22 protein-coding genes and 1 riboswitch are annotated in these 25,538 nt (G+C 46.6%); of the genes, 6 read left to right on the top strand and 16 right to left on the bottom strand.

The window, feature by feature from the left end; translation table 11 throughout:
• Window positions 1–3 precede the first annotated feature (3 nt).
• Both ACWGXJ_RS19960 and ACWGXJ_RS19965 read left to right on the top strand, forming a co-directional pair.
• Entirely contained in the window at window positions 4–813 is an 810-nt protein-coding gene (locus ACWGXJ_RS19960) for a histidinol-phosphatase (RefSeq protein ID WP_235308446.1), read from the top strand.
• Window positions 814–968: 155 nt separating this feature from the next.
• The gene (locus ACWGXJ_RS19965; protein WP_452567465.1) at window positions 969–1,709 is read left to right on the top strand and encodes a GTP pyrophosphokinase; all 741 of its coding nucleotides are present in this window, start codon (window positions 969–971) and stop codon (window positions 1,707–1,709) included.
• A 173-nt stretch (window positions 1,710–1,882) separates the two neighbouring features.
• Here the strand turns inward: ACWGXJ_RS19965 and ACWGXJ_RS19970 are convergent, their stop codons facing one another.
• Window positions 1,883–2,638: an alpha/beta fold hydrolase gene (locus tag ACWGXJ_RS19970; protein ID WP_069290312.1), complete on the bottom strand. Its 756-nt coding sequence runs from the start codon at window positions 2,636–2,638 to the stop codon at window positions 1,883–1,885.
• A 97-nt stretch (window positions 2,639–2,735) separates the two neighbouring features.
• Between ACWGXJ_RS19970 and ACWGXJ_RS19975 the strand changes: the two genes are divergently transcribed.
• On the top strand, window positions 2,736–3,623 hold the full coding sequence (locus tag ACWGXJ_RS19975; RefSeq protein ID WP_452567466.1) for an NAD-dependent epimerase/dehydratase family protein: 888 nt from the start codon (window positions 2,736–2,738) through the stop codon (window positions 3,621–3,623).
• 97 nt (window positions 3,624–3,720) lie between these two features.
• Here ACWGXJ_RS19975 and ACWGXJ_RS19980 read toward each other — a convergent pair whose 3' ends face one another.
• The 9 genes from ACWGXJ_RS19980 to ACWGXJ_RS20020 form a co-directional block, all read right to left on the bottom strand.
• Window positions 3,721–5,172 (bottom strand): MFS transporter, encoded by a 1,452-nt coding sequence (locus tag ACWGXJ_RS19980; protein ID WP_452567467.1) that lies wholly within the window; start codon window positions 5,170–5,172, stop codon window positions 3,721–3,723.
• 181 nt (window positions 5,173–5,353) lie between these two features.
• Entirely contained in the window at window positions 5,354–6,358 is a 1,005-nt protein-coding gene (locus ACWGXJ_RS19985; RefSeq protein WP_452567468.1) for a helix-turn-helix transcriptional regulator, read from the bottom strand.
• 182 nt (window positions 6,359–6,540) lie between these two features.
• Complete coding sequence (locus ACWGXJ_RS19990) at window positions 6,541–7,149, bottom strand: GNAT family N-acetyltransferase (protein WP_165179098.1); 609 nt, start codon at window positions 7,147–7,149, stop codon at window positions 6,541–6,543.
• 51 nt (window positions 7,150–7,200) lie between these two features.
• Window positions 7,201–7,941 carry a metallophosphoesterase family protein gene (locus tag ACWGXJ_RS19995; RefSeq protein ID WP_452567469.1) on the bottom strand — a complete coding sequence of 247 codons (741 nt, stop codon included), beginning with the start codon at window positions 7,939–7,941 and terminating at the stop codon, window positions 7,201–7,203.
• A 105-nt stretch (window positions 7,942–8,046) separates the two neighbouring features.
• Window positions 8,047–8,991: a metallophosphoesterase gene (locus tag ACWGXJ_RS20000; RefSeq protein WP_250266607.1), complete on the bottom strand. Its 945-nt coding sequence runs from the start codon at window positions 8,989–8,991 to the stop codon at window positions 8,047–8,049.
• Between the two features lie 65 nt (window positions 8,992–9,056).
• Window positions 9,057–9,866, bottom strand: coding sequence for an aminoglycoside N(3)-acetyltransferase (locus tag ACWGXJ_RS20005; protein WP_254329222.1), 810 nt, complete (start codon window positions 9,864–9,866; stop codon window positions 9,057–9,059).
• Window positions 9,867–10,027: 161 nt separating this feature from the next.
• Entirely contained in the window at window positions 10,028–10,795 is a 768-nt protein-coding gene (gene sdhB / locus ACWGXJ_RS20010; RefSeq protein WP_013311795.1) for a succinate dehydrogenase iron-sulfur subunit, read from the bottom strand.
• Window positions 10,796–10,814: 19 nt separating this feature from the next.
• On the bottom strand, window positions 10,815–12,560 hold the full coding sequence (sdhA, locus tag ACWGXJ_RS20015) for a succinate dehydrogenase flavoprotein subunit (RefSeq protein ID WP_061830109.1): 1,746 nt from the start codon (window positions 12,558–12,560) through the stop codon (window positions 10,815–10,817).
• A 92-nt stretch (window positions 12,561–12,652) separates the two neighbouring features.
• Entirely contained in the window at window positions 12,653–13,327 is a 675-nt protein-coding gene (locus tag ACWGXJ_RS20020) for a succinate dehydrogenase cytochrome b558 subunit (RefSeq protein ID WP_061830110.1), read from the bottom strand.
• 227 nt (window positions 13,328–13,554) lie between these two features.
• On the opposite strand from ACWGXJ_RS20020, the gene ACWGXJ_RS20025 reads away from it, so the two are divergent.
• Entirely contained in the window at window positions 13,555–14,460 is a 906-nt protein-coding gene (locus ACWGXJ_RS20025; RefSeq protein ID WP_028541456.1) for a LysR family transcriptional regulator, read from the top strand.
• A gap of 5 nt (window positions 14,461–14,465) precedes the next feature.
• On the opposite strand, the gene ACWGXJ_RS20030 is transcribed toward ACWGXJ_RS20025, so the two are convergent.
• Together ACWGXJ_RS20030 and ACWGXJ_RS20035 are read right to left on the bottom strand one after the other, a co-directional pair.
• Complete coding sequence (locus ACWGXJ_RS20030) at window positions 14,466–15,143, bottom strand: potassium channel family protein (RefSeq protein WP_452567470.1); 678 nt, start codon at window positions 15,141–15,143, stop codon at window positions 14,466–14,468.
• Window positions 15,144–15,336: 193 nt separating this feature from the next.
• On the bottom strand, window positions 15,337–16,677 hold the full coding sequence (locus ACWGXJ_RS20035; RefSeq protein WP_452567471.1) for a TrkH family potassium uptake protein: 1,341 nt from the start codon (window positions 16,675–16,677) through the stop codon (window positions 15,337–15,339).
• A 407-nt stretch (window positions 16,678–17,084) separates the two neighbouring features.
• Window positions 17,085–17,237: riboswitch (cyclic di-AMP (ydaO/yuaA leader) on the bottom strand.
• Window positions 17,238–17,498: 261 nt separating this feature from the next.
• Here ACWGXJ_RS20035 and ACWGXJ_RS20040 point away from each other — a divergent pair.
• A complete protein-coding gene (locus tag ACWGXJ_RS20040) occupies window positions 17,499–19,229 on the top strand; it encodes a CPBP family intramembrane glutamic endopeptidase (protein WP_452567472.1) in 1,731 nt (576 codons plus the stop codon).
• On the opposite strand, the gene uvrC is transcribed toward ACWGXJ_RS20040, so the two are convergent.
• The 4 genes from uvrC to ACWGXJ_RS20060 form a co-directional block, all read right to left on the bottom strand.
• Window positions 19,198–21,282, bottom strand: coding sequence for an excinuclease ABC subunit UvrC (gene uvrC, locus ACWGXJ_RS20045; RefSeq protein WP_446675978.1), 2,085 nt, complete (start codon window positions 21,280–21,282; stop codon window positions 19,198–19,200). The genes ACWGXJ_RS20040 and uvrC overlap by 32 nt on opposite strands.
• A 160-nt stretch (window positions 21,283–21,442) precedes the next feature.
• Entirely contained in the window at window positions 21,443–21,760 is a 318-nt protein-coding gene (trxA, locus tag ACWGXJ_RS20050; protein WP_010347861.1) for a thioredoxin, read from the bottom strand.
• 125 nt (window positions 21,761–21,885) lie between these two features.
• Window positions 21,886–22,833, bottom strand: coding sequence for a primosomal protein DnaI (gene dnaI, locus ACWGXJ_RS20055; protein ID WP_452567473.1), 948 nt, complete (start codon window positions 22,831–22,833; stop codon window positions 21,886–21,888).
• A 40-nt stretch (window positions 22,834–22,873) separates the two neighbouring features.
• Entirely contained in the window at window positions 22,874–24,391 is a 1,518-nt protein-coding gene (locus tag ACWGXJ_RS20060; protein ID WP_061830115.1) for a replication initiation and membrane attachment family protein, read from the bottom strand.
• Window positions 24,392–24,736: 345 nt separating this feature from the next.
• Here ACWGXJ_RS20060 and hemQ point away from each other — a divergent pair, with 345 nt between their 5' ends.
• A complete protein-coding gene (gene hemQ / locus ACWGXJ_RS20065; protein ID WP_061830116.1) occupies window positions 24,737–25,516 on the top strand; it encodes a hydrogen peroxide-dependent heme synthase in 780 nt (259 codons plus the stop codon).
• Window positions 25,517–25,538: the final 22 nt, after the last annotated feature.

Below are 25,538 nucleotides of genomic sequence, written 5' to 3' on the forward strand. Positions count from 1 at the left end.
GCTATGAAATTTGATCTGCACACCCATCATTTCCGCTGCGGTCATGCAGACGGAAACATTCGAGATTACATTGAAGCAGGCATTCAGTCGGGCTTACAAGCGATTGGTATTTCGGACCATTCCCCTTTCCTGGGCAGCGAACAGGATCAGGCTTTTCCTAAAATTTATATGGCTAAGTCACAGCTTGCTGAATACGTAGAAGAGGTACAACAGCTTAAAAAGGAATACGAAGGCCGTATTGACGTGCTCCTCGGATTGGAAACGGATTATTTTCCTGATTTTGCTGAATTATATCGTTCCACTCTGGCTCCTTATCCATTTGATTACCTCATTGGGTCGATTCACAATGTCGAAGGGAACAGCATTTTTAACCGTAACCGTTGGAACAAATTAAGCGACGCTCGTAAAATCGAGGTCAAACAAGCCTACTATGCGCTCATTCAGGAATCTGCGCGAAGCGGCATGTTTCAAATTTTGGGTCATATTGACGCAATGAAGGGAAACTTTCCTGCCTTTTCAGACATTCCTGCCGATGAAGCCATTGATGAAACCTTGCAGGTAATTGCGGAATCCAATGTGGCGATTGAAATTAACACTTCGGGTAAAACCAAGCTGAGTGGTGGATGGTACCCGTCTGCTTCTATTTTAGAAAGAGCGCACCATTTTGGTGTGGAGGTTACTTTTGGTTCGGATGCCCATAAGCCTTCGCGGGTAGGCGATGACTGGGAAGAAGTAAAGGCAATGCTGAAGGATATCGGCTTCCGGGAATGGGTCTATTTTAAAGAAAAACGTAAAATTCCTGTGGCGCTTTAAAATTCAAGGTGGGGATCGCCGCTCCGCAAATCATTTGATCTTACGAACGCTGCTGCAATGGGATTATTGGGGATTGTAATTTATAAAGTGATAATTCCATTGCAAAGGCGAACGCTTAGCAAGATTATGACATCTATGTGTGAGGAGAATTACATATGCACTTGGAAGATCCTATGGACAAGCTTAAAAAGCTAAAGCATGACATCACGCGATTTATGCTCATCTATAAATTTGCGCTCGACGAAATGGAAACCAAGATTGAAATATTAAAGCAGGAATTCCAAGCATTGCACGATTACAGTCCTATTGAGCATACCAAATCACGCCTTAAATCTCCTGAGAGCATCATGAATAAAATGATTCGTAAAAATAGCGAGTTATCGCTGGATGCTATCAAAGATCATATCAAGGATATCGCAGGTTTGCGTATTACTTGCTCTTTTATTTCTGACATTTATGATGTCAGTAACATGCTTCAGAGACAAAGTGACTTGAAGGTACTGGAAATTAAGGATTACATCAAGAATCCCAAGCCGAACGGTTACCAGAGCCTGCATTTGCTGGTTCAAGTTCCTGTATTCATGTCGGATTGTGAGGAGCTAGTCTGCGTAGAAGTGCAAATTCGAACCATTGCGATGGATTTCTGGGCCAGCCTGGAGCATAAAATCTTTTATAAATACAACCAGTCTGTGCCCGAAAACCTGACACGTGAATTAAAGAACGCAGCAGATTCCGCTAATGCTCTCGATCTTCAAATGGAGCGACTGCATCGTGAAATTAAGGAGATTAAAGACGCTAGAGGTGAAGAGGACTCCATAGAGGAGCTTCGGAAGATTATGATTAATAATCAGCAAATTACGGTGCCGGCCAATTTCTTGAAGCTTCTAGGAGAGTAAGATTAGGCGGTGCTCCACCACTATGCGAATGATTTGATCTTATGATCGCTGTTGCAACGGGATTCACTGGATGGTATAAGCCCTTTAAAGGGTAGAATCCCATTGCTAAGGCGAACGCCTGCGCTTCTCCAGATTCAAATTCTACACTCCGCCTGCAGGATACAAATTTATGATCAACGAATCGCGTGTTTGCTCAAAAATTGAAGAATAGAATCATTGATTAAGATCGGCTTCTCTCTAAGCATGTGCGGTCGATGACTACAACCCGGAGCAATTAGATAACGTGAGTCTTGGACCCTTGAGCATAATTCCAGGAGTTGCTCTTCTGTGGCGAAATCATCATGTTCACCCGCGATAAATAATGCAGGGCACGTAATGCTGCTTAACTCACTACGTGTCAATTGCGGATATTGGCGCCAATCCTGTGCGCTCTGACGCATAAATTCTTGCCAATTCCCCTGATGTGCCTCCTCATGCCGATCCATCATTTGATGGATCATTTCATAACGTTCGTTTTTGATGAGCCACTCTGGTTCAAATTCATCTGCCCCCTCAGGACATGCGACTCCACTACAGCCTATGGTCGTAACGGTAGCGAACATTTGAGGGTGCTTCACCGCACAGTATAAAGCCACATTGCCTCCGCAGCTGTACCCAATAAGATGGGCTTTGGAAATATGTAGCGCCTCCATAAAATCAATTACATCTTCTGCGAGTTGAGGGGTGCTCCATTCCAGGCTATCACATTTTGTTCTGCCATGACCCCTGTGGTCGGGAAAATAACATGTATACTTTTGCTGAAAATCAAGTAATTGCGATGAAAAAGCTAGAATTCCTCTTGAATAATGACTGTGCAAAAATATGACGGGTTCTCCTGCCCCCATTTTTTCATAATACATTTCTAAGTTCTGAATCTCTACGTATGGCATATGATCCTCCCCTTTTCAGTCGCTCCGTATCATTTACAATCATTATTTCGTCTATCTTAATATAAATGAAAACCATTTCAGGAGGAGTGATGTAAGTATGAAAAAGATACTTGTTTTGGGTGGAACGCGCTTTTTTGGCAGGAGACTGGTGGAACGTCTGCTGGAGAGTTCCGAGAACTCCGTTACCATCCTCACACGGGGCCAAGCAAGCGATTCGTTTGGTGACCGCGTTAAGCGAATCTATGCAGACCGTACCGATCGGCAAGCGCTCGCTGAGGCGGTAGGTGAGCAAGTGTGGGACGTTGTTTATGATAATATTTGCTTTTCTCCAGATGAAGCCAGCGAAGCCTGCCGCATTTTTGACGCTAAAGCTAAGAGGTATATTGTGACCTCCAGCCTATCCGTCTATGATTCGAGCCCGGAAGTGCTGACAGAGAGCATCTTTGATCCTCAGGCTTACCCGGTTCGCAAGGGCGGGAAGGACGATTTTACATATCAGGAGGCTAAACGGCAGGCAGAAGCAGTTTTTATGCAGCAAGCTACATTCCCTGTAGTTGCTGTTCGTTTTCCGATTGTATTGGGGACAGACGATTATACGAAAAGACTTCATTTTCATATCGAACATATTCGTGAAGGGATAGAAATCGGAGTCCCTAATTCCGCAGCACAAATCTCATTTATTCGTTCCGATGAAGCCGCAGATTTTCTCTTTTGGCTTGGTCACACTCATTTAACTGGTCCCGTAAATGCTTGCTCCGACGGTACAGTGAGAATTGGAGAGATCATTTCGATCATTGAGCAGATAACGGGAAAACAAGCTGTGGTGAAAGAAAAAACAGCAGATGAGCACATGTCTCCATTTGGTATTACACAATCGTGGTACATGGATACGTCCAAAGCCCAGTCAGAGGGGTACTCATTTCTCTCCCTACATGAATGGCTTCCAGAGCTAGTAACCAGCCTGAACCGTTCCTATGAATCATAAAAAAAGAGGACCCGAAGCTTCGGGTCCCAGCAATATATATAATTCAAAGGGGGTCATATCTATGTTGTACCCACTCTATGTTAAAGTAACTTTGCAGTTATGTTTCATTTTTGTAACAAACTGAAATACAAATGAGCCCAGCCAAGGCAAGAAGGCCACTCGCCGCCACAGAGATAGAGAATGCCCTAATATAATCTGACAATTTAGCTTCTGAAAGCGTGTGATGAAGCGAGAAAGAGAACAAGAACCCGATCAAAGCGACTCCCAACGAATTAGCCAAGTACATAAAGGTCGTGAACAAGCCTGAGCCCGTTCCTGCCTCTTCAGCCGATACAGCACCTAGGACGACATGAGCCAGTGGCGTTGTGGCCATCCCGAGACCCAAACCATATACACCTAGTATCATGATATTTTGAATATGAAATAGGTGGAACGCATCTAGATGTAACGATCCAATGAGCAGAAAGCTACAAATCCCCATGATTAGCATACCTGATTTCAGCACCTTGCTCCCCCACCCCTTAACCAGCCTGGACGACCATAATGAGGTAAGAAAAAAGCCAACACCTAGCGGTAAAAAGACCATACTTGTGGATCGAACACTGTATTTCAAACCGGATTGTACATAATAATTCAAAATAAAGAAGAACGAAAACATACTAAGATAGATGACAATTACCGTCAATATCCCTGCGCCGAATGAACTCTTTCTAAATATAGATAGACGAATAAAAGGCGAGCCTCCCTTCTTTTCTTTTCCCATTTGCGTAACTATAAAAGCAACCAAAACCAGAATGGACAACAGCAGACAACCCCATGTCCATGAAGCCCAGCCCTGCTTTTGTCCGGTTGTCAACGGATAGACAAACAGCAATAAACCAAGAAGCAACAGAAAGGCCCCTGCCCAATCCATGTTTGGCACGGATCTGCCATAGGATTCCGAAATAATAGGACAAAAGAGTAACACTAACAGCCCAAAGGGGACATTAAAAAAGAAAATAATGCGCCAGCCCAGGCCAAAAAGGTTCCAGTCTACCAAAAATCCACCCAGAATTAAACCAAGTGTAAACCCAACCCCAATGATAGCTCCATAAATCGCAAATACCAGCCCTTTCTCTCTGGGAAGAAAGCTGCTTTGCATGATAGATAGAACCTGGGGTTGAATCATGGCGGCTGATATCCCTTGAAGCACACGGATCATAATGATTAATGTAGGGTGCGATACGATCCCTCCTAACAAAGCCATTAATGTAAAACCCAACACCCCGATGCATAACATGCGTCTTCTACCATACATATCTCCTAGTTTGCCACCCAATATCAAGGCTACAGCCAATCCCAGAGAATAGCCCGTAAATATGAGCTGTGCCTCCGAAAAGCTGGCGTGCAGGTCCGCCTGCATCATCGGAAGGGCAACCTGCATCATATAGGTATTCAATGAAATCAACAAAGTGGGAAGTAAAATAAGAGCTAATGCGTACCAGCGACGCGAGTCTACCTGCTGTACTGCTTGAGGATTAGTCATGGATATGGCAAAACGATCTTTCATGGTAGTTCCTCCAACTCTATAATGGTTATCTTTGATCTTTTCATTTCTCATCTCCACTGATAACCATTATCATCTATAAAGGAAGGAGGCTCTACCTACGGAGGTATTTTCTATCCCTATAGAAGGAGCACAAATGCAAAATCCTCCAAACATGATGGACATGCTTGAAGGATTGGTTTCATTAAGATTTATTCGAAAATGTATCTGGGTTACGTATTTTCTTGATATATTCGCTAGGATTACAACCATAATACTTTCGAAAGGTTGTCGTAAAATTGCTGGCGTTGCTGTACCCGATTGAAAAGGCAGTCTCTCCAATGTTTAATTGTTCAACTTCCAAGTACCAGAGTGCTTTTTCCATTCTTTGCTTACGCACCATTTCAAAAATAGTCATTCCGAATACATGGGGGAATCCTTTCTTTAGCTTGAATTCATTAAGCCCAACCTTTCGGGCCAGCGCTTGAATAGACAGGGGATGTTCAAAATGAAGAATGACGAATTCACGAGCCTTTTGGAGCTTGGATATATCTTCACGACTTATAAAATGGCTTGTCCCCCTTGTTTCATGTCCATCCATCTCCCCAAATAATGCAATAAACTCCATTGCCTTGCTTTCCATGTATAACCGTTTCATCGTCCCATTGTAGTTGCAATGTATCATGTCAAAAACACACTTATGCATGGCTGGCGTATCCGCATAAGAGTCAATATTCCCCTTGTAACGCTGTAACCATGTTTCCATGCTATGCTTTTCTGCGATATCTCCGGCATAATGAAAAAGCTCTTGTGGAGAACATCGTATTTCCAGCATTTGATGGCGAACTCCTGCCTTCTTTTCCTCATAAACCAGTTCATCCTCTAAATATAAAACATTCCCGGTCAAACGATTGGTATGACTTTCTTTGCCGTTCCATTCACAGTATATTTCACCGTTTAAGCAATAGCTGAGTTCAAAGAGCGGACAAGCCTCCTGAATATGAAGCTTCATATTCTGTTCAAAGGTGAGATCCGTGACCACGATTTCCATACCTGGGCGAATCTGTGTGCGTGTCATGCTTCCCTTGCCCATATGCGGGGGAAGCGTGAGTTGTTGCTCCCATTTTTTATGATGAATACGACCATCCACAAGCTCCGTGAATTGGTCAAATAAATGATGTATATCTGCACTCCATATATTCAAAGCCAATATCAGCCCTTCTTTCCTGTTCAGTCCTAACTATAGAATAACAAAAAAAGAGGACCCGAATCATCGGGTCCCAGCAACATTTATTATTCAAAAGGGGGTCATGTCTGTATTGTACCCGTCCTGTGTTAGAGTTGTTTTGCAGTTATATTTCATCTTTGTAACAAAATATTCCACTGCCATTTCTATGCATAATCTCCTTGGTTCATCGAAAATACCAATACACTCGGCACCTCTCCTGAGGGATCATAAGCACCAATTGTACGCAGCAGGCGCATCTTATTTTTAATAAGTACGCGCATGGAAGCCTGATTATCCTCTTGGCAACGACTTTCGATCCGCTTGAGCTTCAAAGATCCGAAACCAAAATTCAGCATTTCTCCCACCACTTCTGTAGCCAGCCCCTGTCCCCAAAAAGGACGATCCAGAATATAGCCCAGTTGTGCCTCACCCGTTCTTTCATTCCATTGCTGAAAAGAGACGATACCGAGCAACGGTGAGGAGGTAAGCTCATTGGATTCACCAAGTAGATTGCTTTCTCCTGTATTTCTCTGATGCCATTCCACCGCAAAATGCAGGGAATCTAGTGAATCAGCAGATATTTTAATTTGCGCAACCAGACGCCGCATTCGTGTATTGACTGGTTTGCGAATTCGATTCACATATTGGATCACCAATGGATCGGATAGAATCCGTTCCAGCGCGGGATAATCCTCCGTTCTTAGCTGGCGCAATCGGACTCGGCGGGTGTAAAGCTCCGGTAGCCCAAGACGAAGCATTTCTCTGGTCAGCACAATGTTCCCCCCTGCGGATGGATTGGCTTTTAGAAATGAATGTTTCCATACTTAATCCAGGTCCTGAATCCCGCGGTAAATTCCTGTGCGCAGCTCTCGAATATAATACGGCAAAGAAGGCACAGCAGCTTCCTCCGCTTGTTTTACTGCCAGTTCTATATCATAAGGTACACGTACAAAATGAATGGAGAAGGACGTAGGCTGCTCCTCTCCCATCTTGCCCTCTAAAATGCAGTAGGAAGCCTGCGTAACATCCAACGGATTCCCGACACTGCCGACGTTAAAAAGGGTTTTTCCCTGAAAATGCTGGATAAAAGCATTGTGCACATCACCATATCCCACAACATCTGGAGCAAAAGCAACTTTTCCATTTTCTTCTTCTAATGGATCGAACATGGCAAGCCGTTTTTCCGGCTCATCCCATGGCTGCACACGGTGATATACACTTTGCGGCGAGGCATGCACCAGACGGATACGGCGTCCGCTCATTCTGAAATCATAATGAAACGGTAACTGTGCCAAATACTGCACTCGTTCTGCCCCCAAGCGTTCGGCTTGCCAGCTAAAATTGAGATCATCCGTAATACTAACCAGCTCATCCCAATTCCCCCGCACGACCACTTCACAACGTTGACGGACAGCATCCAGAACCTCGCACGGGCTAGGCCCTTTGCCGATCAGATCCCCCAAACAAAACACACGGCTAATGCCTCGGGAAGCAATATCCTCCAGCACCGCCTCACAGGCAGGCCAATTGCCATGAATATCTGAAATGACAGCAATACGATCCATCTGAACCTCACTCCTTTGTCCGAAACGACTACATCTCTACACTACATTCAAGCCATCTTTATGTAGTTCCAACATATATGATAAAGATGAAAAAAAGATCATGGCCTATTGGCCGGATTTTAGCGTAATGACACTAAGCTCCGGTCTGCACAGCACGCGAATCGGCAAATGTGTCATGCCAATGCCTCGGCTGACATACAGCGGCATTCTCTCTGTTCCCACATGAAATAACCCCTGGATGTACTTGCGTCCACCCGGAGGCGGCATTGGTGCTCCAATGACCGGCAAGCGTACCTGTCCTCCATGCGTATGCCCCGACAGTTGAAGATCAAAGGACATTTGTGCCGCCACATCTGCATAGTCCGGCTCATGCATCAGCAGGAGCTTGCACATCTCATCAGGGAGTCCGTGGATGGCACGCTGCGGATTGGGCTTGCCCATAATGTTATCCTCTAAACCGACCATGGCTACACGCTGTCCCGCAAGCTCTACAATCGCATGCTCGTTTCTCAGCAACGTAAATCCGGTTTTCGGGTATAATTCCTGAACTCCGGCTGGTAAGCCTCTATAATCATGATTGCCCAGAATAGCAAATTTGCCAAGTGTGGCGTGCATCGAAGCCATAACTGGAACAGCAGCCTTCATGGATACTGCATAGTCATCTACAATATCGCCTGTAAAACAGAGCAAATCTGGCTTCAGACCTGCTATACGGTCCGCAAGCTCGCGCAGATCCTGCTCATCCATATGAAAACCCAAGTGCACATCACTGAAATGTACGACCCTGATTCCGTCAAAAGCAGACGGAAGACGAGGGAGAGTCAAGTTGAAGCGTGTAATTTCCAAATGATTAGGCTCCCATAAGGAAGCATATCCTCCAGCCAGAAGCGCGGTTCCGGCTGTGGCTAAAGCCGCCTTTTTCAAAAAATGACGGCGCGAAGGATTGGCTGGTTCATTTGAAACGGAACGCCGCGAAGAACCGGGAGGGATAGCGGCCCCCTGATGCGGGCCATCCTGACTCTCGCGGCGGGTGTGCGGCGTCTTCTCCATATGCGTTCCCCCTTGCGATCTATTCCTTGATCTCACTTTTTAGAAATTCTTACTGTCCAGAAGCTTTAGCGATGGGTGGACAACCACTGCTCCGCATAGTCTACCAAATCACGTTGCCTCGCGAAAAAACATGAAGCCTCCCCAATGTTCACTCGCGTAAAGGCTGAGGGACAGTCCCGTTCAAAATCAAGTCCCAGCTTCTCAAAGTCATCTGAGGTAATATTAAAATCCTGAAAAGATACCCACGCTTTTGCTCCATCCACCATCATAGGAGCTTGATGCGTGATCACTTCTCGTCCATTATAGGCTGTTCGATATTCCGCCAAATGCAAGGACGTGTTGCTGTCATGTCCGCAGCCCAACAGCAGCACATAGGCATCTGCCTCATACAGCTTTGCCAAAGGCGAATGCTCACCCAGACCATAGTCGAGCTGATGATCTGTCAGTAATCCCAAAGCAGCAGGTCCACGTGCCGCCAGAGAAACATGCGGATGCCCGCTGCGCTTGGTTCCCGGCAGGCCACGGAACGTTTCTACAATGATGCCCATCCCCCCGGTCAGCGTCCAGGCCGGATCATAAGCGGGCATTTCCTCGCGTACCAATTCCCACCATGACTCGTCCAGAGGCGGGTTCATCCAGGTCGAAGGATCAGTCAAGTCATGAGACTGTGTCGGCATCACCAGCGTCCCTTCCGGGCCAACCGCTTCGGTTAGCGCGGCAAGAATGGCCGAGGCCCCGCCTGGAATAAAGCGTCCAAAGCTGCGCATCGACGAGTGAACAAGCAATGTCATGCCGCTCCGAACTCCCAGCTCCTTTAATCCCTTCATGACATCCGACCTAGTGACAGGTCGATTCGTTATCGGTTGCACAGTCACCTGTCCAGCCTCCTTTTCTCCAAAAACGATACACAATACCATAATTATACCATAACTGCTATCCGCGCTCCTTCCTCCATGTTACCCTCCATCTTTTCTGAGCGCAAAAAAACAGGCTTTTTCCAGTTTGAGAAAAAGCCTGTTTGGGCATAACCTATTTGCTATACAGTCAGCCAACGCTTGAACATATGCTTGGTCGTTTCCTTATTCATTTCGGCAATAGAAGTTGTCAACGGAATGCCTTTCGGGCAAGAACGTACGCAGTTTTGCGAGTTCCCGCACCCTTCCAGCCCATCGTCCGTCATTAACGCCTCCAGCCGCTCTTCCTGATTCATTTCCCCTGTCGGATGGCTGTTAAACAGACGAACCTGAGATATCGCCGCAGGTCCGATGAACGTCGTCTTCTCGTTGACGTTCGGGCAAGCTTCCAGACAGACACCGCAGGTCATGCACTTGGACAGCTCATACGCCCACTGACGCTTTTTCTCTGCCATTCTAGGACCAGGGCCCAGATCGTAGGTACCGTCAATCGGAATCCACGCTTTGACCTTCTTGAGTGCATTAAACATCCGGCTGCGGTCGATGACCAAATCCCGAACTACCGGGAACGTGCTCATCGGCGCGATCGTAATCGGCTGCTCCAGCTTATCGACGAGCGCCGCACAGGCCTGACGCGGCTTGCCGTTAATCACCATGGAGCATGCTCCGCATACTTCCTCCAGGCAATTCGACTCCCAGCATACCGGGGCCGTCTCTTTACCGTGGCTGTCCACCGGGTTACGCTGAATTTCCATCAGCGCGCTAATCACATTCATCCCCGGACGATAAGCCAATTCGAATTCTTCCGTATAGGGACTGGCTTTAGGATCAGCTTGACGGGTCACAACGAACTTCACTGTTTTATTCGACTTCACTGCTTGCTCCGACATCTAAATACACTCCCTTCCGTTATTTGTTCTTGGAATAATCCCGAATACGCGGCTTGATCAGCGAAACATCCACCGCTTCATACGAGATTTGTGGTCCTTCCGGTGTCCAGTCCGCAATCGTTGTTTTCAGGAAATCCTCATCGTTGCGATCCGGGAAGTCTGGTTTGTAATGGGCCCCGCGGCTTTCGTTGCGCAGTAGCGCACCTTTGGTCATCGCTTCAGCCAGCTCCATCATATTCCACAGTTGCCGTGTAAACGCCGCACCCGCATTGTTCCAGCGCGAAGCGTCATTAATGTTAATGTTAGAGTAACGCTCCTTCAGCTCCTTGATCTTGTGGATCGTAGCTTCCAGCTTGTCATTATAACGAACCACAGTCATGTTGTTCGTCATCCACTCGCCCAGCTCTTTATGAAGAACATAGGCATTTTCTTTTCCGTCCATATGCAAAATACGCTCATATTTCTCCGTCTGCTGATGAACTGCTGCATCAAATACGGAGGTAGCTATATCCTGTGCAGATTTTTTCAAGCCCTTGATGTATTCCACAGCCTTAGGTCCAGCCACCATCCCGCCGTAAATGGCTGACAGCAACGAGTTCGCACCCAAACGGTTCGCACCGTGATATTGGAATTCACACTCACCAGCCGCGAACAAGCCCGGTATATTCGTCATCTGATTGTAATCGACCCACATACCGCCCATTGAATAATGAACAGCCGGGAATATTTTCATCGGGATTTTGCGCGGATCGTCACCGACGAATTTTTCATAAATTTCAATAATGCCGCCCAGCTTTACATCCAGTTCTTTCGGGTCCTTGTGTGACAGATCAAGGTAGACCATGTTCTCGCCATTAATACCCAGTCCATCATCAACGCATACACTGAATATTTCACGTGTCGCAATATCGCGAGGGACCAGATTTCCGTAAGCCGGATACTTTTCTTCGAGGAAATACCATGGCTTACCGTCCTTATACGTCCAAATACGACCGCCCTCTCCCCGTGCCGACTCGGACATGAGACGCAGCTTGTCATCACCTGGTATAGCCGTCGGATGAATCTGGATAAACTCACCGTTCGCATAGCGTACGCCTTGCTGATACACCGCACCGGCAGCCGTGCCCGTATTAATGACGGAATTCGTGGTTTTACCGAAAATAATCCCGGGGCCACCAGACGCCAAAATAACTGCATCCGCCGCAAAAGTCTTCACTTCCATCGTACGCAAATCCTGCCCGCAAATCCCTCGACAGATGCCTTCATCATCCAGTACAGCCTGTAAAAACTCCCAGTTCTCGTACTTGGTCACCAAACCCGCAGATTCCCAGCGCCGTACCTGCTCATCGAGAGCGTACAGAAGCTGCTGTCCTGTCGTCGCACCGGCAAAAGCGGTCCGATGATGCTGGGTACCGCCGAAGCGGCGGAAGTCCAGCAGTCCTTCCGGTGTCCGGTTAAACATGACGCCCATGCGGTCCATGAGATGAATGATCCCCGGAGCCGCTTCGCACATCGCTTTTACCGGAGGCTGGTTGGCCAGAAAGTCCCCGCCATAGACTGAATCATCAAAGTGAATCCAGGGTGAGTCTCCCTCACCCTTGGTATTTACCGCACCGTTGATGCCGCCTTGAGCACAAACGGAGTGGGACCTTTTGACCGGAACCAAAGAAAATAAATGAACGTGAACTCCCGCCTCTGCCGCCTTGATCGTAGCCATTAGACCTGCCAGACCGCCGCCCACGACAATAATGTTGGATGCTGCCATTTCTGCTCACTCCTTTTTTTAGGATTTTAACCAAATCCCCTTTTACGTTTGAAAATAGAATCTCAACACGATGTATAATTGATATGAGTCGTTTATAGTAGCTGTTTAAAAGCGCCGCATTGCACCAAGGCAGTTGCCGTTTCCTGAAATTCCGCACTGCGGAATGCAAGCAGGGAAGCGATGAAGCCGATAGACACCACCACGAACAGGGTCATACAGATATAAGAAGATACTTTTTGCGCACGTGGTCCCACGGTAATCCCCCAACTGACCATAAATGCCCACAGTCCGTTAGCAAAGTGAAAGGATGCCGAAACGACACTGATTAAATACAAAATGAAATAAACCGGGTTCGTCACGATGCCATGCATGACTCCGCCTAGCTCCTCATGGGTTACATTACCCAGAGCCACCTGAAAGCGCGTGTCGTATACGTGCCAGATAATAAACACAAACGTAATGACGCCGGAAATACGCTGGAACAGAAAGCGCCAGTTACGTGAATAGCCGAATCTTTTGACATTCGGGTCAGCCTGATAAGCAATATACAAGCCATAAATTCCGTGGAACAGTAATGGCAAGTAGATGAATAACGTTTCTAGCACAATAACCAGTGGCAAACCATTCAGGAAGGCCACGCTGCGATTAAATCCTTCCTTGCCGCCCTCCACCGCTGTGAAGTTCGTCACCAAATGCTCAACAAAAAATAGAGCCAGCGGAATGACGCCAAGAAGCGAATGCAGCTTTCTGGAATAAAATCCTCTCATCTAGGTCATGCTCCCTTCTCCCAATAATAGCGTTTTCAATAGTAATATAACATATAAATTGACAGTTTCCGACAGGAAATGTCCAACAAGGTGTCCCTTTATAAGGAAAAACAAAAGTGTGAACATCTTGTGTCGCTTTCATGTTACTCCTTTTCGGCTTATAATGGAATTGCAATATACGTATTAATTATTATGTCTTTTTTGCATATAGAGAGGAAGTGGATGATTTGTTTGAGGATTTGAACGCTTTTGCCGTCATTGTCGAGCAGTCCAGCCTGAATAAAGCCTCCAAACTGCTGAATCTGTCCCAACCTGCCCTGTCTCGCAAAATTGCGAAGCTGGAGGAAGAGCTGGGTGTGAATCTTTTTGATCGTCGGGGCAAACGGCTCGAAATTACGTCCACTGGCCGATTTGTTTATACATTCGCGCTAGAGCAACGGCAACGACAGCTTCGCTTCTTACAAAAGCTGTCCCAGCACAAAAATGAAGCCCAGAGTATGCTTACACTCGGGGCTAGTCTCACGACACTCCAAACGACGCTACCTACCCTCGTCGAAGCTTTCATGAGCAAGCATCCTCAAACCGAGCTAAAGCTGCTCACCGGTAAAACCCATGAAATCGTCGCCTTTGTACGTGACAAAAAAGCAGACGCCGGTATTGTCGGGTCTGCCATTCATGAAGCCGGACTGCGTTGCATTCCGCTATTTGATGATCATTTGGAGCTCGTTGTTCCCATTGGACATGAATTAACCGTCAAGACAGGAACGGCCTCGATGAAAGATCTGCAAGGATTGCCGATGATTATTTTCTCCAAAGGAACCTGGTACCGCAGTCTGACGGATGACTTGTTCCAGCGCAGCGGCATCATGCCGGATATCCGCATGGAAATCGACTCCTTCGAGGCAATTGTACGCCTGCTTCCAACCTGTAAGGCTTCTGCCTTACTACCCAAATCCTATTTGCGCAGCGAACTATTACGGGATAATGGACTCACTGCATTATACTTGCCCGATTTGAAGGAGACACGCCGAACGACCTCCCTCATTTACTCGGAGACGACCGATCTCGGTCCGACAGCACGACGCTGGATTAGCGAGACACGTGCGTCGTTTGCAGGCTACCGTATGGTGTAGAGGGTTTAATCCTCTTCATTAACATTAACAACCTCATCCTCAAAGCGACCGATATTGTCATTCGAGCCGATGATGACCATAATATCGTCTGATTTTAGCCGATCCATAGCCGTCGGTGCGATCAGGATACCGTTCGCCGTATGAAGCGCCACGACGCTACAACCAAAGCGGGTACGGGCATTTAGCTCTGCTAGCGTTTTGCCATTCAGACATGCAGGTACATTGAGTTCCACAATACTGTATTCCTTAGACAACTCTAAATAATCGAGCAAATTAGGCGTGACTAGCTGGTGAGCCACCCGGATACCCATATCCCGTTCTGGATAAATAATCCGGTCCACACCGAGCTTTTCTAACGCACGCCCGTGCAGCACAGATATGGCTTTGGCTACAACTTTTTTCACACCCAGCTCCTTCAGCAAAATGGCGGTGAGGATGCTTACCTGAATGTCATCACCAATAGCAACAATGCCACAATCGAAATTACGGATGCCCAGTGATCGCAAAGAGTCTTCATCGGTAGCGTCCGCCACGACAGTATGTGTCAACATCTCACTCATACTGTCCACAACATCCTCATTCCGGTCAATGCCTAGCACCTCGCACCCCATATCCACCAATTGCAAAGCCAGGCTTGAGCCAAACCGCCCCAAGCCAATAACTACAAACTGCTGCGTTTTCATATCTACTCGAAAACTCCCTTATCTGAATCAATTTCATAAATGAGGATTTTGCACAAATCCCATAAGCGACTTCCAATGAAGAAGATATAGAACGAAATGGTTTAGTTCGTCTATATCTTGACTTCGAAGCGACTGGTATCGAATTTTGCAAAATCCTGAAATGATTAAACCAACGAAATGTATATGAAATGATTCATCCTATAATCATTTTGCCTTCCGGATGACGATACAATTCTTTACCCTTTTTCGGCCCCAGTGCATAAGCTAGCGTGAGTGGCCCCAGTCTACCTGCAAACATCGTCAGGGTAATCACCAGCTTGCCTATGACTGTTAAATCAGGTGTAAGCCCCATCGACAGCCCCACCGTACCAAACGCAGACACCGTCTCAAACAAGATCATCAGAAAATGATGATCTTCGGTTGCCGACAAAATCATGGTCACCCCGATCACGAACAGCAACCCCAGCAGTGTAATGGTCAAAGCCTTGTAAATTCGTCCCTGCGCAAGTCGGTACTTGAACAGCACAATATCTTCCCGCCCCCGCAGCATCGAAATCACTGCTCCAATGAGCAGGGCGAATGTTGTGGTCTTAATCCCGCCTCCAGTGGAGCCAGGGGAAGCCCCAATAAACATGAGTATGATGATAAAAAACTGCGTAGCCTGCCGCAAGCCTGCGATGTCCAGCGTATTGGCACCTGCGGTACGGGGGGTAACGGACTGGAATAAAGATCCCAGTAGCTTACCACCCCAATCAAGCGAGCCAAGAGTCTTTGGATTCGTAAACTCAAATACAAAAATCACGAGCGTGCCGACTACAATCATAGCGCCCGTCATGCTGAGTACCACCTTGGTATGCAAGGACAGTCTCTTGCGCTTGCGATATTCTGCCAGGTCTGACATCACTACAAAACCAATGCCGCCAGAAATAATTAGAAACATTGCGGTAAAATTAACAATCGGATCATATACATAACCTGTCAAGCTGCGAAATTCACCGAATAAATCAAAACCAGCATTGTTAAACATGGAGATGGCATGCCAGATTCCAAAATAAATCGCCCTGCCTACGGGCATATCAAAGGACCAGCGAACCGAGAATATCGTAGCACATACGCCTTCAATAACCAGTGAGTACAGCAATACCTTACGGATTAACCCGACAATTCCCTCTACAGAAGTCTGATTCATCGCTTCCTGCAAAATGAGGCGCTCCCGCAAGGAAATCCGACGTTTGAACACCAGCGCGATCAAGGTAGCCATAGTCATAAAGCCGAGACCGCCAATCTGAATGAGTGCAGCGATGACGACTTGACCAAAGGTTGTGAAAAAGGTCCCTGTATCCTTAACGACAAGCCCGGTTACACAGGTCGCAGAGGCGGCAGTAAACAAAGCGTCTATAAACGCAAGTGGCTTTCCTGTTGTATTGGAGACCGGCAGCATTAACAATAAACTACCTATTAGAATGATAATGGCAAAGCCCGCAACGAATATCTGCGGTGGAGAAAGCCGGAGCCAGCTTGCATTGGGATTCATCTATTCATCACTTCTCTCCTAATCCTTAAAACTATAAATCAGTGATTTAATACGGTGTAAGCTCGCTACGCGTTCCATTTGATCTTTCGATCGTCGTTGCCCCTGAATTTTTTGATTTTTCCAAACCTTAGTTAACTGTAATTAGCATTCCCTGAATACAGGAAGAATGCATGTCAAGCACTACTCGGCTCCTGTGCTATTGGCGGGCAGTAGCGAAGGGGGCAGAATTGTTCTGAAGAAGCGAAGCGTTTGCCTTTATCTCCGGATTTTAACCATTAAAGGGGGTATACAATCAAAAAATCCGGGGATAACAGCAATCGGAAGAATAATCTGCACCCGCAGCGGTCTAACCAATCCAAACACTTTTATACGCACAAAAAAAGACACCGGAAAACCGAGTGCCTGACTTGGTTCCTGCTCATAGCCTACGAGGTTAGCTGACGGATTCGGGCAGCACAGTATGCCCTATTTACACTTCCGATCCAGCAGGATCGGTTGTAAAATTCACCCCAGTAACATGGTTCCCCCGTTTTCCCATAGAAATTCGGCTCAACTGTATATCATTACCTATGTATTTCATAGGCATTGCCTCAAGATTATAATCCTTCTATATCCAGATCACAAAACCGATTTCGCCGAAAAAACGTGAAATTGGCTTTATTTTGCGAATGGGCATCGTTTAATCGCAGCTTATCTAATTTTATTGGAACTTTAAAGTGCTTTCACTCTATTTTCATGAATATCGCTTGTCTGTTGGCGGGAACCTGTGCAGTATGATATCTTTAATGGATGTTCTTATTTACAGATTAAGGAGGAAACTCATGAATCCTATCGGGAAACCGGTCGTGCTCACGGCCAACTTCAAAAAATTAGGCTTGCTGGGCGGGATTGGCCTGATTTGCTTTTTTATCTTTCAATTGCTTATTCCCTCGCTTAGCAATCCGAGTCCAGAATCAGTAATGAACGCAAAGGTCATCAGCAAACAAGAAGCGGTCATACACGCATTGGACTTCGCCCGCTCCGAGCTGGGCTATACTGAATCACAGCCTGAGGAGCCTGTCGTGACCTATCAGGCCGAAACAGATTTGTACGGTTATTTATCTAGAGAAAAACTACTTCAACAGTACGACCGTACATGGAAAAAAAGTTACCCTTACGAAACCTTTCGGGTCGATCTGCCTGAATCCTCAGCGAAGAGTAAACTGCAAATTCATGTGGATTTATCCACTGGCAAGGTCGTTAGCTTTAAACGGATCACCTTCAGCACCAATTACACACAGGCTGATATTTCTACGGATGAACAAGCACGTAACAGGCTTGTACGTGTGGCTGAGGACGGCATGACGCTCGAAGCCAAGGAGCAGGCGGCCGCAGTATGGGTCAAGCGCTTTGGCTTTAAGCCGTCGGATTTGAAGCTTGCGACCACTGAACAAGAAGGCGGATTAAAGTATACCGTAGACGATAAAAAAATCGGCGCCTCGGTACTTACACTGGCTTTTACTTTTGAAGAAGGTGATGTTCGCTCCTTCACCCAAAGCTTTTCGGCCCCGTCGTCCTATACCGATTATATCGAAAAGCAAACATTTTGGGCGAATTTGATGACCTATGCGGGTTATGCCCTATTTAGCTTTGTACTGGGTGTACTTGCCATTGTGTATGCGTCACTCACCCGACGACATACTTCATTTGTACGCGGCATTGTTCTATCCGTTGTATACTTTATTGCTAGTATAGCTGGGACCATGAACATGCTGCCTTTATTGCAAGCAGAAGCAGGCGGTAAGGGCATGCTTATATTTCTTATGGTTTTCCAGATTGGTGTTACCTTTTTCATGGCTGTAGCGCTCTACTTCTCCTTGGTCGGCGGTGACGGGCTTATGCGTCAGGTTGGACTGAATGCATGGCCGCGTGCGAAAGAGCCGGGCTACGGGCTGTATGTGCTTCGCAGTATGTATGTTGGCTACTTGTGGGCCTTTATTTTGCTCGGGGTACAATCCATTTTGTTCTTTATACTGGAGCGCACATTTAATACATTCTCCACCACAGATGCCACGCAATCCCCTTACAATATGGCTTATCCATGGCTACTGCCGATTATGGCCTGGATGGCAGGTATTGGAGAAGAGACTGTCTACCGTCTGTTTGGTATTCCGATGGTCAAAAAAATAGTAAAAAATACTTTTGTTGCTTGTCTGATCACCACGCTGATTTGGGCACTGGGACATACACTTTATCCAATCTATCCGGTGATTTCCAGACCTATTGAGCTGACTTTTCTTGGTTTGCTGTTCAGTTTTGTGTTTCTGCGTTACGGCTTTATTGCCGCCATGTTCAGCCACGTTATTTTTGACAGCATTCTAATGGGACTTAGTGTGATGAGTCTGGGAGACACTGTGAATGTGAGCGCTGGTCTATTCTGGATCTTACTTCCAGCCATCGTGGGTTACATCATTTATTGGTTTAGTCCTAAAAAGCCAAATCGAATTATGTTTGAACCTATAAAAAAAGAGGAGCCGTATTCTACGACTCCTCCTCCCGAAGGGCAGCTATAATCTGACGCGCAAGCTTATCCCCAATAGAGAGAGGCCGGAAGTCTTCGACACTGGCCTCTCTTATTTTTTTGAGCGATCCAAAATGCTTAAGCAGTAACTTACGCCGTTTCTCGCCGATGCCTGGAATAGAGTCCAGCCGGGAAGTTACCATAGATTTGCCGCGTTGCTCGCGGTGGAACGTAATGGCAAAACGGTGAACCTCGTCCTGAATCCGTTGCAGCAGATAAAATTCTTCGCTATTGCGTGCAAGTGTCACGGCCTCAGAGGACTCTCCCACTAATAGTTGGGAAGTTCTATGTTTGGCATCCTTCACCAGACCACACACAGGAATGAACAAACCCAGCTCATTTTGCAATACATCGGTCGCCGCCTTAATTTGTCCACGTCCACCATCGACAACGATCAAGTCGGGACGTTCCAAATTTTCCTTAAGCACACGTTCATATCTACGTCGGATAACCTCACGCATTGTTTCATAATCATCGGGTCCCTGCACAGAACGGATTTTATATTTTCGATACTCCTTCTTGGCAGGCTTGCCATCAATAAACACGATCATGGCTGAGACTGGATCGGAACCCTGGATGTTGGAGTTATCAAACGCCTCCACCCGGTGCAAGCTATCCAGTCCAATGGCACGCCCGAGATTGCTTGCAGCTTTGGATGTCCGTTCCTCATCCCGCTCGATCAGCTTAAACTTCTCATCCAAAGCAACACGTGCATTTTCCGTCGCCATGCCTGTCATTTGCTTTTTCAGTCCACGCTGCGGTACAAGTACCTTTACATCCAACCATTCAGCCAGAGCGAGAGCCGCCGTACTCGGGTCCTCCAGTCCACCGGATAGTTGGGTTTCTGTTTCCTTTACTCCGGTATCTTGGTCACCAACTTGGTCTTGATTTGTTGCTCCTGCATAAGTTGCCCGTTCTTCAGCCACCAGCAATGAGTCAGCAGAAGGCTCTGTCTCCGTTTGTATCGCTTTCTCATCTGTCTGTCCGGTAGCATCGGTTGTAGCTGCACTGTGGAGTACAGTTTCTGCCGCAACCGGTTGATCGACATTGACCTGTTCCGCCTGCATCAGCTTAGGAGAATCTGGAAGCAATATTTCTTGCGGCACTGCCGGGTTGTCACTATAATATTGCGTCACATAGGACATAAAATCACTGTAAGCTTCACCGTAGAAAGGAAAAGTCGACATATGGCGCTCGATCATTTTACCTTTGCGGACATATAGGATTTGTACACACATCCAGCCCTTATCTACTGAAAAACCGAATACATCTCGATCCTTCGCATCCGATGTGGTGATTTTCTGCTTTTCCATCATCGCGTCGATACTGATAATCTGATCTCGCAGCTCCTTGGCCCGCTCAAAATACAATTCCTCTGCGGCCTCCTGCATTTTACGCTGAAGATCCTTTTTAATTTCCTCATGTCCCCCGCTTAAAAAGGAACCAATCTCCTGACCAATCTGGTCATACGTTTCCTTCTCGACCTCTTTCACACAAGGCCCCAAACATTGATGCATGTGATAATACAGGCACACTTCCTTGGGCATTACACCACACTTGCGTAACGGATACATACGATCCAGCAGCTTCTTCGTCTGATGTGCTGCGTAGGAATTCGGATATGGTCCAAAATATTTTGCTTTATCTTTCAGAACGCGACGGGTCACCTCCAGCTTGGGGTGTGCCTCGTTCGTAATTTTCAAATACGGAAAGGTTTTATCATCCTTCAACAGCACGTTATAACGTGGCTGGTACTTTTTAATCAGGTTGCACTCCAATATGAGCGCCTCCATATTACTTCCTGTAACGATATATTCAAAATCACGGATATCGGAAACCAATCGCTGCGTCTTGCCGTTATGGCTACCTGTAAAATAGGAACGGACCCGGTTTTTCAACACTTTGGCCTTGCCGACATAAATAATGGTGCCTTCGCTATTCTTCATCAGGTAACAGCCTGATGCATCCGGCAGTAACGCTAATTTGTGCCGTATGTTCTCCAGCGCCTTCTCCTGATTCTGCAAGTCCTCCGCATAAGGTTTCATTCGCCCGGTTCCTCCTTCCATTCTTAATAATTACTCAACTAACTATTTATAATATATAGGAATAGTACACAAAAACGCCCCCGGTATTTACAACCGGAGGCATTGACCTTTCATGGCCGCTCCACCAAGCCCCCGCGGGAGCATGGGTCACATGCGATGATTATTGGTGTTTAGTAAGCATGCTTTTCAGTGCTTCTTTGGAGTTCAGACCTACCACTTTATCGACAGGCTGTCCGTCTTTGAAGACGATCAGGGTAGGAATACTCATCACGCCGAAACGGGAAGCAGACTCTGGATTTTCATCCACGTTCACCTTCGCGATTTTGACGCTGTCGCCAACTTCTGTGGACAGATCCTCCAGAATAGGAGCGATCATTTTGCAAGGACCGCACCATGGCGCCCAAAAATCAACCAAAACGGTTCCTGTGCCTTCGACTTCTGCGTTGAAGGATTGATCGGACACGTTAACAATTGCCATTGTATGTTCCTCCTTTATAGAAAAGTCAAGATTATTATAACCTGTAATGTCTGTTTCGACACCTTTTAATTATATCACAATAGTCTTTTAATTGTAAGATATCAAAATAGCAGACGGAAAAACGCTTACCCCCGCTGATTTTTTCCCTTTACGGTAATGACATCTACAAAAGGACGAATCCGGTCCATCAAGCGTTGTCCTTTGTACATTTCCTCTCCGTCCTTGCTCGTGAAGCTGAGATGCTTCTCCAGCCCCTGCAATGAGTAATTGGAAGTATAAAAGGTCGGTTTGCGATTCATTCGGTAATTCAGTATGGAGCCCATCACATGGTCCCGTACCCACGGGCTTAAATTTTCAGCACCAATATCGTCAAATACGAGCAGATCACAATTTTTGAGCATTTCGGTCGTTTCCTTCAGCTTCTGCCCGTCCTGAATCATGGACTTTAAGTCCTCCACAAAATCAGGCATATACACGATCACACCGTTCAGACCCGACAGGGCCAGCTCGTGCAATAGATAGCCCATCAAAAAAGTTTTACCCGTACCAAATGTACCTTCCAGATACAGTCCTTTTTTGGATAGACCCTGACTTTTCGTTTCTTCAATGTAACGGAATAGCTGTGTGACGGCAGGCATACGTTGTGAATCTTTGCGCGCAATTTCAAGAGCGTTATATCCCTCCAGAAGGGCGCGTTCATCCACATAAAAGCTTTTAATTCGCTGACGCACCCGTTGTTCATGTTGGGAAGCAACCAACTTCGCACATGGGGTCCAAATGTCCACGATTTCGGCTGTTCCATTCGGATATTCCACGCCCAGCTTGCAAAAGTGGCCCTGAAAATCGTTAGGACATCGTTCCAGCCCCGGACAATTGTCGCAATTTCGACGATCCCGGGAATACTGAAAGAGCATGCTCATGTTGAGTCGCAATTGTGTTTCGTCCACATCAGGATGAGCAGCACAAAACTCCTGCACGAGCGGATCATTTAGAACTTGATCGGCTACATTGCGAGTGCGCTGGCGAAACGAAGGGTTCTGCATCTGCTGTAGCAAATCGCCCAGTGATTCCAAGAACGCTCCTCCTTTCTAAAATGTGCAGAGCTATGGACACCTACACCTTTTTCTGTTTTCCGGATTGCATTCGTTCGGCCAGACGCAGCAGTTCATCCAATTCTTCCTCAGATACAGACTCCTCGGAAGGATGATCCTGAACGATTGGAATGGATGGCTTGGCTGGCCCGTTATTTTTGGCATATGCGCGGGATCGACCGCCGGAAGGAGAAGCAGAGGACTGTTTTCCTTTTACCTTGGCTTGATCCCTTATATATTGAACGGCTTTTTCGTAAGTGTTTACCTGCTTAAGCAGCATGTTGGAAGCAACGGCCTCGACAAAGTTGCGGTTAATCCGCTGATCGCTCCCAGATACGAGCAGTGACATTAAATAATGGATCAGCACGTTGATGACTTCACCGGGCAGCTTATAGCTGATATCAATTTTCTCGAATATATCCAGCAGGTTACCGGGAACCGTGCCGGGAAAAAAGGTTTGCAGCAAACGACGATAAGGCTCGTTGCGCAACATCATATTATACTGGTGAATGTCACATTTGGCTGTGAATTGTGGTGGAACCTCCACATAAAATTCCATTTCCACAGCCTGTTCTGCAGGCGGCTCTTCAGATGTGGAAGTTTCCCTCTGGCGCAAGGCGACCACTTTGGCGGCCTGTACCTGCTGTTCCTCCTGACGCTTCCGATCCTGTCTGGAGTGCTGACTAGCTCGAAGCTGAAGCTCATCGAGCAACAAATCGCCTGCTTCGGTAAAAATACCATCCTCATCCAGCAAGCGACTGATATCCTGTACAGAAAGGTCAAATTTGCGAACAACGTAATTGACCATGCCTAACTGCTCGTGCTCAAACCGAAGACGTTCCACGTGCTTACGATTGGCAGATTCACGCGGAAAACGGAGAATAATATCTGCATAATTCAATGCTTCCTCCGATTCTGACGCTAGTGCTCCAGTCTGACGACTAGTGGACACCTCGGACAGCGCCTGCTCCAGTTCATAATCTATAACATGGGTATTCAGTTCAAATAACTCGTAGAAAGGAATCGAAATATTCTCTTTATTATAGGAAGATTGCGACCATTCGCTAGATTCCCTGCTCCACAACGATTCTCTAAGAGAGAGCACTGCAAACTTACCGATTTTGTCTCTCAACAAAAGGGTGAGATGCTGTGTTCTAAAAAATTCAGCAGGTGCAAGCGGTGGCTGCATCTCATATTCGTACATATAGTCGTCCGTTTCGGGTGCATACAGCCTGGACGTCTGTAACAGACCGACGGCCTCCAGCTTGGAGGTCTGTTCAATCAAATACTTGCGTCCCTTCTCACTCGGCTCCAGTCCCAGTGTCAGAAAAAGGCGACGCTGCTGTTCCAACGGCGAATAACCGATTTGTCCAACTGGCACATGCTGGAACAATAGTCGATACAGACTGACCGCAAATGCGCCTACCATCGGCTGATAGACGCTTCCCAGCATCAATTCATCCAGTGCGCTCAAGCCAAATTCCCGATAAACGCAATAGCGGTGGTTCTCAGTATAGTGCAGCAGGTTTTTCATCCGCATTCCAACATTCTTCCTTTCCTGACATAACGGTCTCCAAGATGTTTTTCTATTCTATCATACTTGCCTTCTCGTGGGACCAACAAAATAAGGGCAATTGTTCTCCTTTTTGGCAGCCATATTCGTCTGAGTTCTACTTTTTTCGAGAATACTAACTATTTTATGACTTTGTGACCTGCATCATGGTAAATATAAAATTCTTCACACTTCTTTCATTGGTGAAAAGCTTTACTTTGAGCTACAATATAATGGTTAAGCATCACGTATTGGATACAGGAAAGATATAAGGAAGTACACATATTTCGGCTAAGCCGATTATCATTTACAGATCGTAAAGGAGTGTAGATCGTGAGTCAACATCAACCACAACAAACCCCAGCAACACCCAACGAAGTAGCCTCCACACTGGAAGGCTGGTATGCGCTTCACGATTTCCGGTCCATCAACTGGACAGCATGGAAGACCGCAGACGATGAAGAGCGCGCCGGAGCACTGGACGAGCTTCAAGAGTTTATGAAGGAATGGAACGTTACCGAGGAAGCGGGTCTGGGCAGCTCAGCTGTCTATACTATAGTCGGACAAAAGGCTGATTTTGTCATGATGCACCTGCGCGAAACGCTGGAAGACCTCAATAAACTGGAAAATGACTTTAACAAAACAACCTTCGCCAAATATACAACCAAAACCTACTCTTATGTGAGTGTGGTGGAACTAAGTAATTATTTGAGCAAAGATGAAGATCCAATGCAAAATCCACAAATCGTTGCACGCTTGAAGCCCGTATTAAACAAGGCGCGTTATATTTGCTTCTATCCAATGAACAAAAAACGTGACCTGGACGACAACTGGTATATGCTTTCGATGGACGAGCGTCGCACCTTGATGCGCAGCCACGGTTTAATTGGACGCAGCTATGCTGGCAAAGTAAAGCAAATCATTTCCGGTTCTGTCGGCTTTGACGATTGGGAATGGGGTGTAACACTGTTCTCCGATGACGCACTTCAGTTCAAGAAGCTAATCTACGAAATGCGTTTTGATGAAGTCAGTGCCCGTTACGGTGAATTCGGCTCCTTCTATGTCGGCAGCGTGTTGAATGAAGAGACATTTGAAGACATGTTGAAGCTGTAAGACGCAGACATCAACTCTTACT

This window comes from Paenibacillus sp. S33, assembly GCF_053615415.1.

What these genes read in the sequence shown, in the direction of transcription:
- ACWGXJ_RS19960 (WP_235308446.1), top strand. Translation starts at nt 4, where the DNA reads ATGAAATTTGATCTGCACACCCATCATTTCCGCTGCGGTCATGCAGAC.
- ACWGXJ_RS19965 (WP_452567465.1), top strand. Translation starts at nt 969, where the DNA reads ATGCACTTGGAAGATCCTATGGACAAGCTTAAAAAGCTAAAGCATGAC.
- ACWGXJ_RS19970 (WP_069290312.1), bottom strand. Translation starts at nt 2,638, where the DNA reads ATGCCATACGTAGAGATTCAGAACTTAGAAATGTATTATGAAAAAATG.
- ACWGXJ_RS19975 (WP_452567466.1), top strand. Translation starts at nt 2,736, where the DNA reads ATGAAAAAGATACTTGTTTTGGGTGGAACGCGCTTTTTTGGCAGGAGA.
- ACWGXJ_RS19980 (WP_452567467.1), bottom strand. Translation starts at nt 5,172, where the DNA reads ATGAAAGATCGTTTTGCCATATCCATGACTAATCCTCAAGCAGTACAG.
- ACWGXJ_RS19995 (WP_452567469.1), bottom strand. Translation starts at nt 7,941, where the DNA reads ATGGATCGTATTGCTGTCATTTCAGATATTCATGGCAATTGGCCTGCC.
- ACWGXJ_RS20000 (WP_250266607.1), bottom strand. Translation starts at nt 8,991, where the DNA reads ATGGAGAAGACGCCGCACACCCGCCGCGAGAGTCAGGATGGCCCGCAT.
- sdhB (WP_013311795.1), bottom strand. Translation starts at nt 10,795, where the DNA reads ATGTCGGAGCAAGCAGTGAAGTCGAATAAAACAGTGAAGTTCGTTGTG.
- sdhA (WP_061830109.1), bottom strand. Translation starts at nt 12,560, where the DNA reads ATGGCAGCATCCAACATTATTGTCGTGGGCGGCGGTCTGGCAGGTCTA.
- ACWGXJ_RS20020 (WP_061830110.1), bottom strand. Translation starts at nt 13,327, where the DNA reads ATGAGAGGATTTTATTCCAGAAAGCTGCATTCGCTTCTTGGCGTCATT.
- ACWGXJ_RS20030 (WP_452567470.1), bottom strand. Translation starts at nt 15,143, where the DNA reads ATGAAAACGCAGCAGTTTGTAGTTATTGGCTTGGGGCGGTTTGGCTCA.
- ACWGXJ_RS20035 (WP_452567471.1), bottom strand. Translation starts at nt 16,677, where the DNA reads ATGAATCCCAATGCAAGCTGGCTCCGGCTTTCTCCACCGCAGATATTC.
- ACWGXJ_RS20040 (WP_452567472.1), top strand. Translation starts at nt 17,499, where the DNA reads ATGAATCCTATCGGGAAACCGGTCGTGCTCACGGCCAACTTCAAAAAA.
- uvrC (WP_446675978.1), bottom strand. Translation starts at nt 21,282, where the DNA reads ATGAAACCTTATGCGGAGGACTTGCAGAATCAGGAGAAGGCGCTGGAG.
- trxA (WP_010347861.1), bottom strand. Translation starts at nt 21,760, where the DNA reads ATGGCAATTGTTAACGTGTCCGATCAATCCTTCAACGCAGAAGTCGAA.
- ACWGXJ_RS20060 (WP_061830115.1), bottom strand. Translation starts at nt 24,391, where the DNA reads ATGCGGATGAAAAACCTGCTGCACTATACTGAGAACCACCGCTATTGC.